General features: G+C 62.2%; 13 protein-coding genes. 4 read left to right on the top strand and 9 right to left on the bottom strand.

The window, feature by feature from the left end:
* The first annotated feature begins 228 nt into the window (after positions 1 to 228).
* From LMTR13_RS14860 to LMTR13_RS14850, 3 genes are read left to right on the top strand one after another with little or no spacing between them, the layout of a single operon-like run.
* On the top strand, positions 229 to 1,182 hold the full coding sequence (locus LMTR13_RS14860) for a Bug family tripartite tricarboxylate transporter substrate binding protein (RefSeq protein WP_197521108.1): 954 nt from the start codon (positions 229 to 231) through the stop codon (positions 1,180 to 1,182).
* A complete protein-coding gene (locus tag LMTR13_RS14855) occupies positions 1,179 to 1,661 on the top strand; it encodes a tripartite tricarboxylate transporter TctB family protein (RefSeq protein WP_065728523.1) in 483 nt (160 codons plus the stop codon). The genes LMTR13_RS14860 and LMTR13_RS14855 overlap by 4 nt, the downstream gene beginning before the upstream one ends.
* A 3-nt stretch (positions 1,662 to 1,664) precedes the next feature.
* Positions 1,665 to 3,188: a tripartite tricarboxylate transporter permease gene (locus LMTR13_RS14850; RefSeq protein WP_065728522.1), complete on the top strand. Its 1,524-nt coding sequence runs from the start codon at positions 1,665 to 1,667 to the stop codon at positions 3,186 to 3,188.
* 103 nt (positions 3,189 to 3,291) lie between these two features.
* On the opposite strand, the gene acmB is transcribed toward LMTR13_RS14850, so the two are convergent.
* Complete coding sequence (acmB, locus tag LMTR13_RS14845; protein WP_065728521.1) at positions 3,292 to 4,485, bottom strand: methyl acetate hydrolase AcmB; 1,194 nt, start codon at positions 4,483 to 4,485, stop codon at positions 3,292 to 3,294.
* A 131-nt stretch (positions 4,486 to 4,616) separates the two neighbouring features.
* Entirely contained in the window at positions 4,617 to 6,266 is a 1,650-nt protein-coding gene (locus LMTR13_RS14840; protein ID WP_065732699.1) for a flavin-containing monooxygenase, read from the bottom strand.
* A gap of 649 nt (positions 6,267 to 6,915) precedes the next feature.
* Here LMTR13_RS14840 and LMTR13_RS14835 point away from each other — a divergent pair.
* Positions 6,916 to 7,503: a helix-turn-helix domain-containing protein gene (locus tag LMTR13_RS14835; RefSeq protein WP_236843393.1), complete on the top strand. Its 588-nt coding sequence runs from the start codon at positions 6,916 to 6,918 to the stop codon at positions 7,501 to 7,503.
* Positions 7,504 to 7,646: 143 nt separating this feature from the next.
* On the opposite strand, the gene LMTR13_RS14830 is transcribed toward LMTR13_RS14835, so the two are convergent.
* The 7 genes from LMTR13_RS14830 to LMTR13_RS14800 all read right to left on the bottom strand — a co-directional run bounded on the left by LMTR13_RS14830 (position 7,647) and on the right by LMTR13_RS14800 (position 16,330).
* A complete protein-coding gene (locus tag LMTR13_RS14830) occupies positions 7,647 to 9,572 on the bottom strand; it encodes a potassium transporter Kup (RefSeq protein WP_065728520.1) in 1,926 nt (641 codons plus the stop codon).
* 156 nt (positions 9,573 to 9,728) lie between these two features.
* Positions 9,729 to 11,627 carry a potassium transporter Kup gene (locus LMTR13_RS14825; RefSeq protein ID WP_065728519.1) on the bottom strand — a complete coding sequence of 633 codons (1,899 nt, stop codon included), beginning with the start codon at positions 11,625 to 11,627 and terminating at the stop codon, positions 9,729 to 9,731.
* Between the two features lie 157 nt (positions 11,628 to 11,784).
* On the bottom strand, positions 11,785 to 12,612 hold the full coding sequence (locus LMTR13_RS14820) for an OmpA/MotB family protein (protein ID WP_065728518.1): 828 nt from the start codon (positions 12,610 to 12,612) through the stop codon (positions 11,785 to 11,787).
* Between the two features lie 32 nt (positions 12,613 to 12,644).
* Positions 12,645 to 13,418, bottom strand: a complete 774-nt coding sequence (locus tag LMTR13_RS14815; protein ID WP_028349767.1) for a motility protein A — start codon at positions 13,416 to 13,418, stop codon at positions 12,645 to 12,647.
* Positions 13,419 to 13,825: 407 nt separating this feature from the next.
* Positions 13,826 to 14,545, bottom strand: a complete 720-nt coding sequence (locus LMTR13_RS14810) for an RraA family protein (protein ID WP_065728517.1) — start codon at positions 14,543 to 14,545, stop codon at positions 13,826 to 13,828.
* A 129-nt stretch (positions 14,546 to 14,674) separates the two neighbouring features.
* Entirely contained in the window at positions 14,675 to 15,556 is an 882-nt protein-coding gene (locus LMTR13_RS14805; RefSeq protein WP_065728516.1) for a CDP-alcohol phosphatidyltransferase family protein, read from the bottom strand.
* Between the two features lie 75 nt (positions 15,557 to 15,631).
* Positions 15,632 to 16,330, bottom strand: coding sequence for a phosphatidylserine decarboxylase (locus LMTR13_RS14800; RefSeq protein WP_065728515.1), 699 nt, complete (start codon positions 16,328 to 16,330; stop codon positions 15,632 to 15,634).
* Positions 16,331 to 16,385: the final 55 nt, after the last annotated feature.

Genomic DNA, 16,385 nt, shown 5'->3' with positions numbered 1-16,385 from the left:
GTGGCTTCTGGCCCAAGCGGACATCCCCCGAACTCGTCGTCGCCGTCGGTATGGACCAAACAGACGCTTAGGGTGCTTCTGCGAAATGCCTCAAAGGGCGCCAGTGGACTCAGCCGAACAGTGCGCCGCACACGCCGCCGGACCGTCCTTGTCGCATCATTGTTTGCGAAGTTCTGGCATCTTGCTATGATTGAAAAAAATCAATCAACAGCAACAGGGAGAAGCGTCATGACGACCGTGCTCCGTATTTTGGCGGCGACAGCAGCGTTGGCCGCGATGGCCGTGCCGGCCGCGGCTCAAAACTATCCTGAGCGTCCGATCAAGATGATCGTGCCGTGGGCGGCGGGCGGCGATACGGACAACATTTTCCGTCCATTTGCGCCGCTTCTGCAAAAGCACATCGGCCAGCCAATCGTGATCGCCAACGTCGTCGGCGCCTCCGGCACCGTCGGGGCGCGCGAAGCCAAAGGCTCGCCGCCGGACGGCTACACGCTTTATGCGGTGCACGACTACATCCACCTTGTGCACTATGCCGGCGTCACGGAGGTCAAATACAGCGACTTCGAGCCAATCTGCCTGCTCTCTGCGACGCCATCGGTCCTGACAGCGAGTCCCAAGACGCCCTGGAAGACCTGGGCAGAGCTCGCCGAGGACGCCAAGAAGCGTCCGGGCCAGATCACCGTGGGAGCGACCCTCGGATCGACCAGCCACATCTTCCCGGCGCTCATCGAAAAGGCGGCCGGCGTCAAGTTCAAGTACGTCTCCTATGAAGGCCTTGCGCCGCGCATGAACGCCATTCTCGGCGGCCATGTCGATTTGACGGATTCCAACCTGACGCAGAAGGGCAAGGTCGATGCAGGGCAGCTCAAGTTTCTGGCCATTGCCGCCGAGAAGCGCGATCCCGAAGCCCCTGACGTGCCGACGCTGAAGGAGCTCGGCATGGACATCGTCTACGCGGTTTTGCGCGGCCTGGTGGTGCCGAAGGGGACGCCCGCCGCAGTGCGCGCCAAGCTGGACGAGGCCTGCGGAAAAGCCGCCAAGGAGCCGGAGTTCGCGGACGCGATGAAGAAGCAGGGCACGCGCGTCTCTTATCTCAGCGCCGCCGAGTACGGTCCATTCCTCGACAAGCTCGACCGAGAGAGCAAGGTGATCATGACCGAACTCGGTCTCGCCAAGAAATGAGACTTGGCCGCGATAGCTTTGCCGGGCTGATTTTCCTCGCGGTCAGTCTGGCTCTGCTCGTGCAATCGTTTGGACTGCCGCAACTGCCGCTGGTGCCGGTCGGTCCCGGCTTCTATCCGCGCATCGTTCTGATCTTCATGGCTGTGACCAGCGCGACACTGATCGTGCAGGACCTGCTCGCCCGGCGCGCCGAGCCGGCCGACGTCCCTGCTCCGGCGCAGCCGCAACGGGCCTATGGCCTGGTCGCGCTCGCCTTCGTCATTGTCGCGCTCTACCTGGTACTTCTGCCTCTGCTCGGCTATCGCATCGCCACCGTCCTGTTCGTCGCCGCGCTGCAAGCTATCCTCGAAAAGCCGACGACCTGGCGCCAATGGGCGGTCCTCGCGGCAATAGCGATTGGCACGTCGGCGGTGACGTATCTGGTCTTCGAGCGGTATCTCTCGGTGCTGCTCCCCCGCGGTAGCTGGACAAACTGGTAGGCCATGTTCGAGCTTTTGGGACATGGGCTGCTGACGGTGCTGCAGTGGAATTATCTCGTTCCACTGTTCGCCGGCACGCTCATTGGCGTCATCGGCGGCGCGCTGCCGGGCGTCACCATCACGATGACGATCATCGTCATCCTGCCGTTCACCTATGGTCTCGATCCGCTGCAGGGACTGGCCGCGATGACCGGCGTCTATGTCGGCGGCTCCGCTGGCGGCCTGGTCATCGCTTGTCTGCTGGGAATTCCGGGCACGCCCTCGGCGATCGCGACGACCTTCGACGGCTTTCCGATGGCGCGGGGTGGCGCGCCGGGCCGGGCGATCTGGCTCGGCGCGTGGTCGTCGTTCTTCGGCGGGCTGCTCGGCGGACTGTTCCTGATCCTGGTGACCGGGCCGCTCGCGGCCATCGCACTTGAGTTCGGACCGTGGGAGTATTTCTCGCTGTTCGTGCTGGCCATGGCGATGGTGGCGGGCCTGGCCGAGTCCTCGTTCATCAAGGGCCTGCTGTCGACCGCCATCGGCCTCCTGATCACGGTCATCGGCACCGACCCGATCGGCAGCGTGCCGCGCTTCACCTTCGGGTCCGAGTTCATCAGCGGCGGCTTCCCGTTCCTGCCGGTGCTGATCGGGATCTTTGCCTTCGCCCAGATCATGTCCGATATCGAGAAGCTAGGAGTGCCAAAGACGCCCGAGGCCGTTCTGGCGGCGCAGCCGAGTCTCAAGGTTTCCCACGTCAAGGTAATCGGTGAAATCCTTGGCCGTCCGTTCCTGCTCTTGTGGTCGACGATCGTCGGCATCCTGATCGGCGTGCTGCCCGCGATCGGCGGCAGCGCCGCCAATATGCTGGCCTACGACCAGGCGAAGAAGTTCTCGCGCCACCCCGAGCGTTTCGGCACAGGCATCCCCGAGGGCATCATCGCCTCTGAGTCCTCCAACAATGCCAATGTCGGCGGCTCGCTGGTAACCATCATGGCGTTCGGCATCCCGGGCGACGCCGTGACCGCCGTCATGCTGGGCGCCATGACGATCCATGGCATCCAGTCGGGGCCGTTGTTCGTCTCCCAGCAACCCGCCCTCGCCTACGGCATCTACGCCGCGTATATTTTGGCGCACCTGCTGATGGTGCTGATCCTGGCCGTGGGCGCGCTGTTCATGCTTCAGATCACCCGTGTGAGGCTCGCGGTGCTTGCGCCCGTCGTGCTGGTGCTTTGCGTGATCGGTGCCTACGCGCTCAACAACACGATGCAGAGCGTGTACGTCCTGCTCATCTTTGGTGTGTTCGGCTATGCGCTGGTGAAGGGGGGATTTCCGCTGGCTCCGCTGATCCTCGGCCTCATCCTCGGCGATCAGATCGAGATCAACCTCATTCGGGCGATTATGACGGACGACAACCCGCTGCTGTTCTTCACCCGGCCGATTTCCGGCGGGTTGCTGCTCTGTGCGGCGCTCTCGGTCGCCCTGGCTGTCTGGCAGCACATGCGCCATCAGGCGCGAACCGCGCCTGATGAAGCGCCTGACTTCTGACGTGGGTGCGGTATCCCTGACGATCGAGGTCGCAACATCCCACTCGATCGGGAATCGGGAGGCCGCACCACTGAGTGAAAATTTTGAGTGGACCTCTCGAAGTCTAGCCTGCCTTTCGCTGCTTCAGGCTGTCGTAGAACGCCGTTTCGAAGTTGAGATAACCGACGAACGAAGCCGGGTCGCCGAAGGGCAGAATTTGGGTGGCCCAGAATCCGCCGAACCCATTCGCCCGGTCGATCCAGTAGAAGAGATTGGCGAGGCCGGCCCAACCGAGAGCACCGGCTGGACGTCCCGTAGGCGCCTGCTCGTCGTTGATCATGAACGTCAGCGCCCAGGACTTCGACTGACCTGGGAAGAACTCCGCGTCATTGGACAGCGAGGGGATGACTCCCGGAAGGGCCGTCACCTTCTTGTCGCCCAAGTGGTTCTGCGCCGCCGTGCGTACGGTCTCAGGCTTTAGCACGCGGCCATTCTCACCCGCACCATCGTTAAGCCACATGCGAATGAAGCGCATGTAATCGCCGACGGTGGCGTAGAGGCCATGGCCGCCCATGTGAACTTCCGGATTGGCGGGAAGCTCGAAGTCCATTGGCGTGAGCGAGCCATCGGCGCCTCGTGCATGCATCCCGGCCAGCTTTCCGCGCATCGCCTCGGTGAGGTCGAAGGTAGTTTCATTCATTCCGAGAGGTTCAAAAATGCGCGTCTTGAACACGTCGCCGAGCCGCTTTCCAGCGATGGCCTCGACGATTTGACCGCACCAGTCGAGATTGGTTCCGTATTCCCACTTGTCGCCCGGATCAAACAGAAGCGGAGTCATCAGCGACGCCTTGGAAGACGTGATGACGCTGGGCTGACCTTTCTCCTGCGCCAAGCGATTATAGGTTTGACTGAAGAAGTCGTAACCAAAGCCGGCGGTGTGAACCATCAGCATGCGCGTGGTCACATCGCGCTTCGGGCGGCGTAACCTCGGTTCGCCCGCGGCATCGAAGCCCTCGATCACCTGAAGCTTGCCGATGTCGGGCGCGTAGATCTTGGCAGGTGCATCGAGGTCGAGCTTGCCCTGTTCGACGAGCTGCAGGATCGCCGTCCCGGTGATCGCTTTGGTCGTCGAAAAGATGGCGAAAACGCTGTCCGTCGTCATTTCGGCCGCCTGATCGAGCCGACGCTTGCCGGCCGCGCCTTCGTAGATATTACGATGACGGTCCGTGACCATCGCGACCACGCCGGGGACGCCCGGGTTTGACGCAACGACCCCATCGAGGACGGCATTTGCCGACGCATTGAAATTGGTGCTCATCGTCTTCCTCCTTTTTCAAGTGAATGCTTTCGATCGATACACAGCGCCGCTTGGAGCCCGCGTTCGGCCGCACGCGACCGCAGCGGTCGCGCGTGACAAATCCCTTGTCGCGATGCCTGGCGGCGCCGCGCTCATTGCATGGCGAAGCCGATGTAGCCGCTCGCGGCGACCTCGTCGCATTTCCGGTGATAGGTGCCTACACCGCCAGTGTAGGACAGCACCCGCCGCGGCTTGCCCTCGACGTTCGAGCCGAGATACCAGGAGTTGGTCTTGGCAATGAGGGTCGCGTTGGCGGTCTCATCGTGATGCGCCACCCATTGGTCTTCCGCATCCTTTGTCGGCTCGATGACTTTCAGATTCCTGCTGCGCAGATACTTAATACAGTTATCGATCCACTCGACCTGCTTCTGGAGGCAAGTTGTCATGTTGCACAGGGCGGCCGACGGAGCGAGCGGCACGGCAGTCGTGAACAGATTCGGGTAGCCGTGAATCTGCAGGCCCATGGTGGTGCGGATATCCGTACTCCAATCGTCCTTCAATGCCCTTCCACCCCGACCGCGGATGTCGATGCGCGTCAACGCGCCTGTTCCGGCGTCGAACCCGGTTGCCAGAATGATGACGTCGAGCTCGTGGACCGTCCCGTCCGCGGTCTGCAGCCCGCTAGCGGTCACGCGCTCGATTGGATTGGTCCTGACGCTGACGATCTCAACGTTGGGGCGATGGAAAGTCTCCAGGAAGTTCTGTTCCAGCGGCACGCGGTGCGTTCCGAACCCGTAGTCGGACTGGGAGGGGATGAGCAGTTCGCACAGCTTCGGATCCTGGAGCCGCACGCGCATCTTCTCGCGCACGAATTCTGATATTTGCCGGTTGACCTCCTCGTCGAAGAACATTTCGCCGAAGGAGGCGAGCCACAGCTTCAGGGACCCATCGTTCCAGCAGTTCTCCAGTACCTCGTGGCGCTGCTCGGGCGTGAGATCGGCCCAGGCATGCTCAAAGTCATACTCGAAGCCGGTGAACGTACTCGGCAGTTGCTTGGTGAAAAACTGGAATTTGCCCTTGTAAGCATCGACGTCCGCGGCGCTGTATTTGGGATTTTTCATCGGGATGATGTATTGCGGCGTGCGGATGAAAACCTTCAGATGGGCCGCGTCGCCGGCGATGGTCTGGATGACCTGGATGCCGGTCGCCCCGTTGCCGACCACGCCGACGCGCTTGCCGGCAAGATTGACGCCCTCCCTGGGCCAGCGCGCCGTATGGAATAGCTGACCCTTGAACGTCTCTTGCCCCGGAAACCTCGATGTCAGCGGCGCCGAGAGCATGCCGGCGCAGGTGATAAGGAATTGCGTGTCGATCGCATCGCCCTTGTTGGTCAAAACCGTCCAACGCTGCGTCGCCTCGTCGAAATGCGCGCGCTCGACGGTCGTGTCGAACTGAATATCCTTGCGGAGATCGAGCCGATCCGCGACGTAATTCAGCCAACGTTCGATTTCGGGCTGACCGGGGAATTTCTCGCTCCAACTCCATCCCTTGTAGAGCTGTTCGGAGAAGAGATACTGATAAATGTAAGCTTCAGAATCGAAACGCGCGCCAGGGTAGCGATTCCAGTACCACGTGCCACCGACGCCGGACGCGGACTCGATCACTCTCACGTTTAATCCCTGCTCGCGCAGACGGTACAATTGGTAAAGCCCGGCGACACCGGCTCCGACGATCACGGCATCGAAGGTCGCTGTCTTCTGCGCGCCGTTACCTCTCCGTGACTCTGTTGCTGCTTGGGTCATGCTTCCCTCCATTGGCATTTGTTGCTGAACGGCGTGCAGCTTCGTTCGCCCGTCGCGAGACGGGCGGCGCACACGTCGTCTGGTATCGTTCACGGCAGACAGCGGGCTGGACGCTCGGGCCGGCGTCTCTTCTAAATTTCCGACTGGCCGGTGACGGATCAGGAGGCTAATCGCCATCCGGCATTCGCGGCTTGGATGAATTGCGCATTCTTTTGGACGAAATGTCCGGCGTGGAGCGCCGTCCGCACAGGCCTTGGCAAATTGCAAAACAGCCTTATGCTCGCCGGTCGCCGTCTGGCTAAAGAATAGAGCGGTCAACCGCCCCAAGAATTCCAGACGCGGGGGAGATGCGCGATGGGCCGGTTGATCACGGTGGAGGAGCTTCCGCAATATGCCGGTGGTGACCTCAAATTAGACAGCGTTGCGACGGGCATGCCGGAATTTCGCCTAAGGGTGTTCCGCTACGCCCCATCCGACATCTGCGTCCCGGCGTCGGAGAATTTCCTGATTGTCAATTTATCGGGAAGGCGCGACATCCATGAACCGTCGCGTGAGCGGACCATGGAAACAGGATCACGTCGGCCGAGGCGTGACGACCTTGCTAACGCGCGCGGAGCCTTCGAACTGGGTTTGGCGAAACGATATCGAAGTGTCTCATTTCTACATCTCGCCCGCGCTCATGATGAAAACGGCAAGCGAAGCTTTCGACCGCGACGCGGAGCGCGTTGAACTCCACGACCTGGTGCGTGCGGAAGATCCGGTATTGGCCTGGATCAGCGATCAAATGGTTCAGGAGGTGACCGCTGGAGGTCCGGGCGGGCGGCTCTGTTACGATGCGCTGGCCCTTCAGGCCAGCGTGCACATCCTGCGAAAATACGCCTCTGTGCAGTTCAAGTTACCCTGCTCGCAGGGACGTTTCAGGCCCGCCCATGCGCGGCTGATCGAAGACTACATCGAACAGAACATCTTCCGGAACATCACACTCGAGGAATTGGCCAACATCTGCAACTGCACGCCGGTTCAGTTTGTGCGCAAATTCCAAGCGCATTACGGAACCCGGCCGCATGCCTTTGTCTTGAAGCGCAAGGTGGAACGTGCATGCCAGCATCTGCGTAAAGATCGTCTGGCGCTCAAGGAGATCGCCCTGGTGAGCGGCTTTGCCGATCAGAGCCATCTCAACCGGGTCTTTCGCCGGCACATGAACATCACGCCGGCCGAATATCGCAAGCAGCACTGAATAGCAATAAAGGTAGGGGTATCTTCGGCCGGCATGGAATGTCGGCCGAATGGGAGTCTCAAGAACAATCCGGGCGGGCGCTTGAGTCCGAAATGAGCTTCAACGCCGGCATCGGCCGACGATCATAGCTTACGGGTCTCGCCCTAGACCGTGACCTGCGTTCCGACTTCGACCACGCGTCCGGTCGGGATCTGGAAATAGTCGGTGGCGTCGTTGGCGGAGCGGCTGAGGCGGATGAACAGCAAATCCTGCCAGCGCGGCATGCCCGAATGCGCGGCGGGTTTGAGCGCGCGGCGGGACAGGAAGAACGACGTCGACATGATGTCGAACTGCCAGCCAAGCTTGCGGGCGATCGCCAGCGTCTTCGGCACGTTGGGCGATTCCATGAAGCCGAATTTCAACGTGACCCGGGAGAAGGTCTCGCTGAGCTGCTCCATCCGCACCCGTTCGGCATCGTCGATCCGCGGCGTCGGTGCGGTCTCGATGGTGAGAATGACGTTCTTCTCATGCAGCACCTTGTAGTGTTTCAGGCTGTGCATCAGCGCTGTCGGCGCGCATTCGGGGTCGGAGGTCAGGAACACGGCGGTGCCGGGGACCCGCTGCGGCGGCCGCTTCTCCAGCATCGCGACCAGTTCGGCCAGCGGGAATTCCAGCTTGCGCGACTTCTCGAACAACAGCCGGCTGCCGCGGCGCCACGTGTACATCAGGATCATCACGATGCCGCCAAGCGCGAGCGGCACCCAGCCGCCCTCGAACACCTTCAGCAGATTGGCGGCGAGGAAGGTAATGTCGAGAAACAGGAACGGAGCGATCAGGGCTGCGGCCGCGATCGGCGACCATTTCCAGACCCGCCAGACCACGACAAAACCCATCATGCCCGTGACCACCATGGTGCCAGTCACGGAAATTCCGTAGGCCGACGCCAGCCCGCTCGACGAGCGGAAAAGCACCACCAGCAAAATCACCGCGAGCAACAGCAGCAGGTTGATGCGCGGGATGAAGATCTGGCCCGAATGTGCTTCCGAGGTATGACGAATTTCGAACCGCGGCAGCAGCCCGAGCTGGATCGCCTGGCGCGTCAGCGAATAGGCGCCGGTGATGACGGCCTGGCTCGCGATCACGGTCGCCGCCGTCGCCAGCGCGACCATCGGAATCAGCGCCCAGTCGGGGAACATCAGGAAGAAGGGATTCTCGATAGCTTTGGGATTGGCAATCAGGAGCGCACCCTGCCCCAGATAGTTGATCGCAAGCGACGGCAGCACGATGAAGAGCCAGGCGGTCTGGATCGGCCGTTTGCCGAAATGGCCGAGATCGGCATAGAGCGCCTCCGCGCCGGTAACGGCGAGAAACACCGCGCCCAACGTCACGAAACCGATCAGGCCGTGATGGAGCATGAAGGAAACGGCATAGAGCGGGTTGAGCGCCAGCAAAACTTCGGGATGCCGAACAATTTGCGGCACGGCCGCGATCGCAAGCACGGCGAACCAGACGCACATCACCGGTCCGAAGAACGAGGCGACGCGGGCTGTGCCGCGCGACTGCACGGCAAACAGTGCCACCAGAATGATGACCGTCAGCGGCACGACACAATGCTCAAAGGTGACGGTGACGAGTTTAATGCCCTCGATCGCCGACAATACCGACAGCGCCGGCGTGATCACCGCGTCGCCATAGAACAGCGCGCCGGAGACGATGCCGAGCAGCACGACCGCCGCCCCGCCCTTGCCGACCGCGCGCTGCGCCAGCGCCATCAACGCCAGCGTTCCGCCCTCGCCATTGTTGTCGGCGCGCAAGAGGATGACGACGTATTTCAGCGTCACCACGACGATCAGCGCCCACAGAATCAGCGAGAGCACGCCGAGTACGGCCTGCGGCGTAGCAGCGGTCGAGGCCCCGCTGGCGGCAACAACCGCCTCGCGCAGCGCATACAGGGGGCTGGTGCCGATGTCGCCATAAACGACCCCGATGCTGCCGAGCATCAGCGCCTTGAAGGTCGCCGTGGAATGCGCTTCGCCATGACCATTCGCCGCGGGCGTTTCCGCCGCGGGGATCGCAAACTGGACTGACATGAGACGGGGGCCTCGGTTCTTTACCGCACTGCACAAATGCCGAAGCGCAGCCCTATACTCCCGGGGCGAAGGGACAGGTTAGCCGGAATCCAGGCCTCCGGTATGCGCCGCCCGCATGGATAGCGGCGGGTTCCGCAAACAATTCGCTCTGGAAAATCAAATGGTTACCTGCGTACCTACCTCAACCACCCGTCCTGTCGGGATCTGGAAGTAGTCGGTAGCATCATTCGCCGACCGGCTCATCGCGATGAACAGATGATCCTGCCATAGCGGCATGCCCGACTGCGCCGATGGCTTGAGCGACCGCCGGGACACGAAGAATGACGTCGCCATGATGTCGAACTGCCAGCCGAGCTTGCGCGCGATCACCAGCGCTTTGGGGACGTTCGGCGATTCCATGAAGCCGAACCGCAGCCGCACGGTAGAAAACTTCTCGCTAATGGTTTCCATCTTGACGCGCTCTGAAACGTCGACCCGCGGCGTTTGTGCGGTTTCGATGGTCAGGATCACATTGTGTTCGTGCAGCACCTTGTTGTGCTTGAGATTGTGCATCAACGCGGTCGGCACGAAGCTCGGATCGGAAGTCAGAAACACCGCCGTGCCCTTGACGATGTGGGGCGGGCGCTTTTCCAGGCTCTTGATCAGGTCCATCAAGGGCACTTCGATGCGCCGCGTCTTGGCGGTCAGGATCGCCGCACCCCGGCGCCAGGTCCAGATCATCACCGCCATCGCAACGCCGAACAGCAGCGGCACCCAGGCGCCTTCGAACAGCTTCAACAGGTTTGCGGCAAAGAAGCTCATGTCGACGACGACGAAAGGCAGGATCACGGCCGCCGCGGTCGCCGCGCGCCAGTTCCACAATTTCCAGATCACGACAAAGCCCATGATACCGTCGACGACCATGGTGGTGGAAACGGCGATGCCGTAGGCCGAAGCCAGTCCGCTCGAGCTGCGGAACAACAGCACCAGCAGCACGACCCCGATCAGCAGCATCCGGTTGACGCGCGGCAGATAGATCTGGCCGGCATGGGTTTCGGAGGTGTAACGGACCTCGAAGCGCGGCAACAAACCGAGCTGCACCGCCTGGCGGATCAGCGAAAAGGCGCCCGTGATCACCGCCTGGCTCGCGATCACGGTGGCGGCGGTCGCCAGTATCACGAGCGGAATCAACAGCATCTCCGGGACCATCCGGTAGAACGAGTTTTCGATCGCCGACGGATCGGACAATACCAGCGCGCCCTGTCCGAAATAATTGATCAGCAATGACGGCAAGACGAAAAAGAGCCATGCGGTCCGGATCGGCTTGCGCCCGAAATGCCCGAGGTCGGCATAAAGCGCCTCGCCGCCGGTTACCGCCAAAAACACCAGGCCCATCGTCACCAGGCCGATGACGCCATGGGACAGCATGAACTGGATTCCATACCAGGGATTGATCGCGTAGAGCACGGTGGGATCGTCAGAGATGTGGACGAGGCCCAACACCGCCAGCGTCAAGAACCAGACCGCCGTGACCGGCCCGAAGGCTGAGGCGACGCGCGCGGTGCCGCTGCTCTGAACCGAGAACAGCACGACGAGAATGAAGATCGTCAGCGGCACTACATAGTGTTCGAGCGCGGGCGTGACGAGTTTGAGACCTTCGACCGCCGATAAAACCGAAATCGCCGGCGTGATCATGGAGTCGCCGATGAACATCGACGCGCCGACCACGCCGAGCGCCAATAGCGGCCAGCTCCGCCGGCCCAGCGCCCGCTGACCCAACGCCATCAGGGACAGCGTACCGCCCTCCCCATTGTTGTCGGCACGCAACAGCAGCAGCACATATTTGGCTGTCACCACGATGAACAGCGACCACAGGATCAGCGAGAGCACGCCGAGTACAATGATGCGCGATACCGGCTGGCCTTCAGCCGCATGTGTGGCGGCCTCGCGGAACGCATACAGCGGCGACGTGCCGATATCGCCGAACACCACGCCGATACTGCCCAGCGTCAGGGCCCAAAAACCGGAGGTGGCCTGCCCCTCATGGGCTTCGGTAGATGTGACGCTGACAGCCATGATGGAGAAGGAACGTTCTCGTCGTTGAATTGATCCGGGCGGCTATCGGCGCTTCCGCGTTGCCTGTCAATCATCGCGCAACCATAACACCACGCGCGATCCGCGACTGGCACAAAGTCGCCACAGCTCATGCCGGTATTATGGTAGTCGAAACGTATTACGGCTTCAGGTTGGGCGGAAGCGGTGGATTTTCGCGCATCAACGTGATGGTAACGCGACGGTTTGCAGGCAGCGTCGGATCGTCGGGAAACAGCGGCTGGCTGTCGGCCTTGCCGCCAACCGCGTAGATGTGGGATGCCGGCAGCCCTTCGCGTTCGAGGATCTGGCGGACGGCGTTGGCGCGGTCCGCCGACAGATCGAAGGCGCCATATTCACCGCGTGACGGCAGGAAGCCGGCAGAGGTGTGGCCGACAATGTTGAGCCGCAGCGGCGTCGCCTTCAGCGGCACGGCCAGCTTCTGGATCAACCGGCGGGTGCGGTCGTACGGGACCTTGGAGCCGTCGGCGAACATCGAGCGGCCATCCTGGTCGACGATCTCCAGATTGAGGCCCTCTTTGGTCTCCTCGAACATGATGTTCTTGGACATTTCGGTCAGTTCCGGCATGTCCTGCAGCGCCTGGCGCAACGAGGCCGCGGCGAGCGCGAATTCGCGATCGACCTTAAGACGGGCGCCGATTTCGCGCTGACGGTCCTTCTCGTCGGGCGTCGGGGTATTGGAGGCTTCCTCGGGCGAGATATGCGCAACATTCTTCAGCTTGGGCCGCGTCGGCAGGCCGTCGGCTTCGACGATTCCCGAATGCCGGGACTCGGTCTGCACGCCAAACGCCTCGCGCATCGAGCCGGCGACGATCTTGAGCTTCTGCTGGTCCTGGCTGGAGAAGGCCACCAGCATCACAAAGAACGACAGCAACAACGCCATCAGGTCGGCGAACGTCACGAACCAGCCGTGACCGCCATGCGCCTCTTCGCGTTTTTTCTTGGCCATGCTTTATGTCCGCGCTGGATGCTATCACCCGATCAAGCCGGAACCAGCTCGCCTTCCTCGTGTCGATGCTTTTCGGGCAGATAGGCCAACAGCATTTCACGCACCAAGGCCGGGCTCTTGGAATCGCGGATCATCAGGATGCCGTCGATGATCAGCGTGCGATTGGTTTCCTCGTCGATCAGCTTGCCATGCAGTTTGTCGGCGATCGGCAGGCAGATCAGGTTCGCGACGACGGCGCCGTAAAGCGTTGCCAGCAAGGCCACGGCCATGAACGGACCGAGCTTGGACGGGTCCGACATGTTCGAGAACATCTGCACCATGCCGAGCAGCGTGCCGATCATGCCGAACGCCGGCGCGCAGTCGCCGATCGCACGATAGATCTTCGAGCCCTCGTTCAGGTGCATCAGAAAATTGTCGCGGTCGCGCTCCATATTGTCGCGGATGAATTCCAGATCGTAGCCGTCGGCGACGTAACGGATGCCCTTGGCGAGAAACGGCTCGTCGGTCTCGACCTTTTCAAGTCCGACCGGGCCCTGCTTGCGGGCGATTTCGGCGATCCGCGCCAGTTCGTCGACCAGGTCGCGCGCCGAGAGCCGGCTCATGGTGAAGGCGAATTTCGCGCCTAACGGCATGCCGTGCAGGATCGCGCTGAGCGGAAAGCGGATCATGGTCGCGGCGAACGACCCGCCGAAGATGATGATGACGGCGTGGATGTCGTAGAACATCCGAAAATCACCGCCCATCAGGATCAGCGTCGCCAGCACGATTGCACCGGCTGTCAGGCCAACGAGCGTGGTGATATCCATTCTGAACTCCAACGCCTACGCGAACGACCGGCCATCCTGACCGGTCGCGCCGCTCCATCCGGAGCTAGCGCAGAGGAACCCTACGACCGCGCAATTAAAGAGCCGTAAAGGTTAAACTCGAACAGGGATCGTAAAATTGCGGGGCAGCGACGCTGCGTTCTCAAGGATTTGCTAACCATGATGCGCCGGTCGATCTTTCGTTCTCCCCGTCATTGGGAGGAGCGATAGCGACGAAGCAATCCATAGTCCCGCAAGCGGAGATGTGGATTGGATTGCTTCGCTTCGCTCGCCATGACACGGCCGGCAGTCACTGCGCGGCGCCGATGCCGGCGGCCTTGATGATAGGCCACCATTTTGCGATCTTGGCCTTCTGGAAGGCGGCCAATCCTTCCGGCGTCAGCGGCCGTTCAGTGAATCTCCGCCGAGCGCTTCAGCGCCTCTTTCAGCTTCTCGAGCGAGAAGTCCGGGCTGCGCGCGATCTCCAGGATCGGCGTTTCGCGCCGGCCGCAGAGTTCGGCGGCTTCCGGAATTTTCGCGGCGATATCGACGGGGATCACGATGGCGCCGTGCTGGTCGGCGTGGATCAGATCGTCCGAATGCACCGTCATGCCGGCGACGCGCACCTCGCCGCCCCAGTTCTCGGCATGGACCCAGGCATGCGACGGTCCGATCGAACCGGCCAAGGCCTGGAAGCCCGGCGCCCATTGCGGGATGTCGCGGATCGAGCCGTCGGTGATGACGCCGAGGCAGCCGAGCGCCTTGTGCACGTTGCTCTGCACCTCGCCCCAGAACGCGCCGTAGCCGACATCGGCGCCGTCGATATCCTGGATCACGGTGATGCGCGGACCGAAGCCGGTGCCGACATATTCGTAATAGGCGATGCGGCGCTTCGACTGCTCGTCGGCGGGAAGCGTGGATTTGAGTACCGAGCGGATCGTCACCGTACGGGCGTAGCCGACCATCGGCGGCAGGTCGGGGAACGGACAGACCAGCGGCTTGGTGGTGTAGCCGATCAGGCGGCGCTCCGGCGCCACGATCTCCATCGCATTGCAGATCGTCGGGGTGTCGTAGCGCGCCAGCGCCTCGAGGACGGAAGCAGGCAGCGGGGCGGTAACGGCTTTGTTCACGGCGTTCTCTCCTGATTTTTCGGCCCGGCTCTTTGAGGCCGTAGGTCGCTAAGCCCTATAGCCGAGATTGCAGGAGAACCCAACTCGGCAGCAGCTCATGGCAGCTATATCGGAGAGTGGCGAGGACGCTCAGTTCAGCCGCGCCGGCCGTTCGTCCTCGCTGTCGCTGGGCGCCGGCGAGAACGTCGCCGGAGATGACGGCGTGGCTTCAGCGGCCGGAGCCGGCTGCTCCGCAACGGCGGCGTTGCGCTCGTGGTCGCGATAGGATTTCCAGCCCCAGGGCAGGCTCACGAGGTAGAGCACCGAGCCGATCGACAGGATGTGCCAGGGATAACCGATCAGAAGCGCGACGAAGAATACGACGGAGACGAAAACCGGCAGCACCATTTCCGGCGGCACCCGCATCTTCACCGTCTTGCCGGAAAACACCGGCAGCCGCGATACCATCAGGAAAGCGATCAGCAGCGTGTAGGCCGCGGTCAGCATGGCCGGCGGCTTCGAGACGCCGAGAAATGCCAGATAGAACGGCAACATCGCAAGGATCGCGCCAGCCGGTGCCGGCACGCCGGTGAAATAATTTGCCGCAAAGGCGGGCTTGTTCGGGTCGTCGATACTGGCGTTGAAGCGCGCCAGCCGCAGGCCGCCCGCGATCGCGAACACCATCGCCGCGATCCAGCCGCCATTGCCCAGCTCCTGCAGTTGCCAGAAATACAGCATCAGGCCGGGTGCGACGCCGAAATTGACGAAATCCGCCAGGCTGTCGAGCTCGGCGCCGAATTTCGACTGGCCCTTGATCATGCGCGCGACGCGGCCGTCGACCCCGTCGAGCACCGCGGCGAATACGATCGCGGCGACGGCGAGCTCCATTCGCCCTTCGATCGACAGGCGGATCGCCGTCAGCCCGGCGCAGATCGCGAGCAGCGTGATGACGTTGGGCACCAGCATCCGCACCGGGATCGGGCGAAACCGGCGGCGGCGCAATTCAGGGTATTTGGGGTCCGGGATCAACATGGCCAGCCATCATATAGCAAGCGCCGACCCGGTTTGCCATTGGCAGCCGCCTGGCCATTCAGGCGCCGAAGGTGGTTAATCGGCGCGAAAAGTCCGGCCCTGCTCGGTCGAGCCGAAATCGGCCAAAATCGTCTCGCCGGCAATCGCCGTCTGGCCCTCCGAAACCAGCGACCTCGTGCCTTCGGGCAGATAGACGTCCAGACGCGAGCCGAAACGGATCAGGCCGAACCGCTCGCCGGCGCCGATCGACTGGCCTTCGCGCACGAATGAGACAATCCGCCGCGCTACCAACCCGGCAATCTGGACCACGCCGATCCGGCCGTTCGTGGTCGAGATCACCAGCGAGTTGCGCTCATTGTCTTCACTCGCCTTGTCGAGCTCGGCATTGATGAAGGTGCCGGGCCGGTAGGCGATGCGGTCGATGCGGCCGGTCACCGGGCTGCGGTTCACGTGGCAGTTGAACACGCTCATGAAGATCGAAATGCGCGGCAGGGGCCGGTCGCCGAGGCCGAGTTCGGCCGGCGGCAGCACCTGAGCAACCATCGAGACGCGGCCATCGGCCGGCGACACCACGATGCCGTCGCGTACCGGCGTCACGCGGACGGGATCGCGGAAGAACAGTGCACACCAGACGGTCAGGACGGTGCCGATCCAGCCAAGCGGAGTCCAGATCCAGAACAGGATCAGGCTGACCAGCGCAAAGCCGCCGATGAACGGATAGCCCTCCCGGTGGATCGGTGGGATCTGCGCGCGGATCGAATTCGCAATCGACATTAGGGCTCGCTGTTATCTGGCCGACTTCGCTGCCTTTGGAAGTAGCGCCGTATTT

It is taken from the genome of Bradyrhizobium icense, from assembly GCF_001693385.1.
Lineage (GTDB): Bacteria > Pseudomonadota > Alphaproteobacteria > Rhizobiales > Xanthobacteraceae > Bradyrhizobium > Bradyrhizobium icense.
This window is presented reverse-complemented; position numbering and strand designations above follow the sequence as displayed.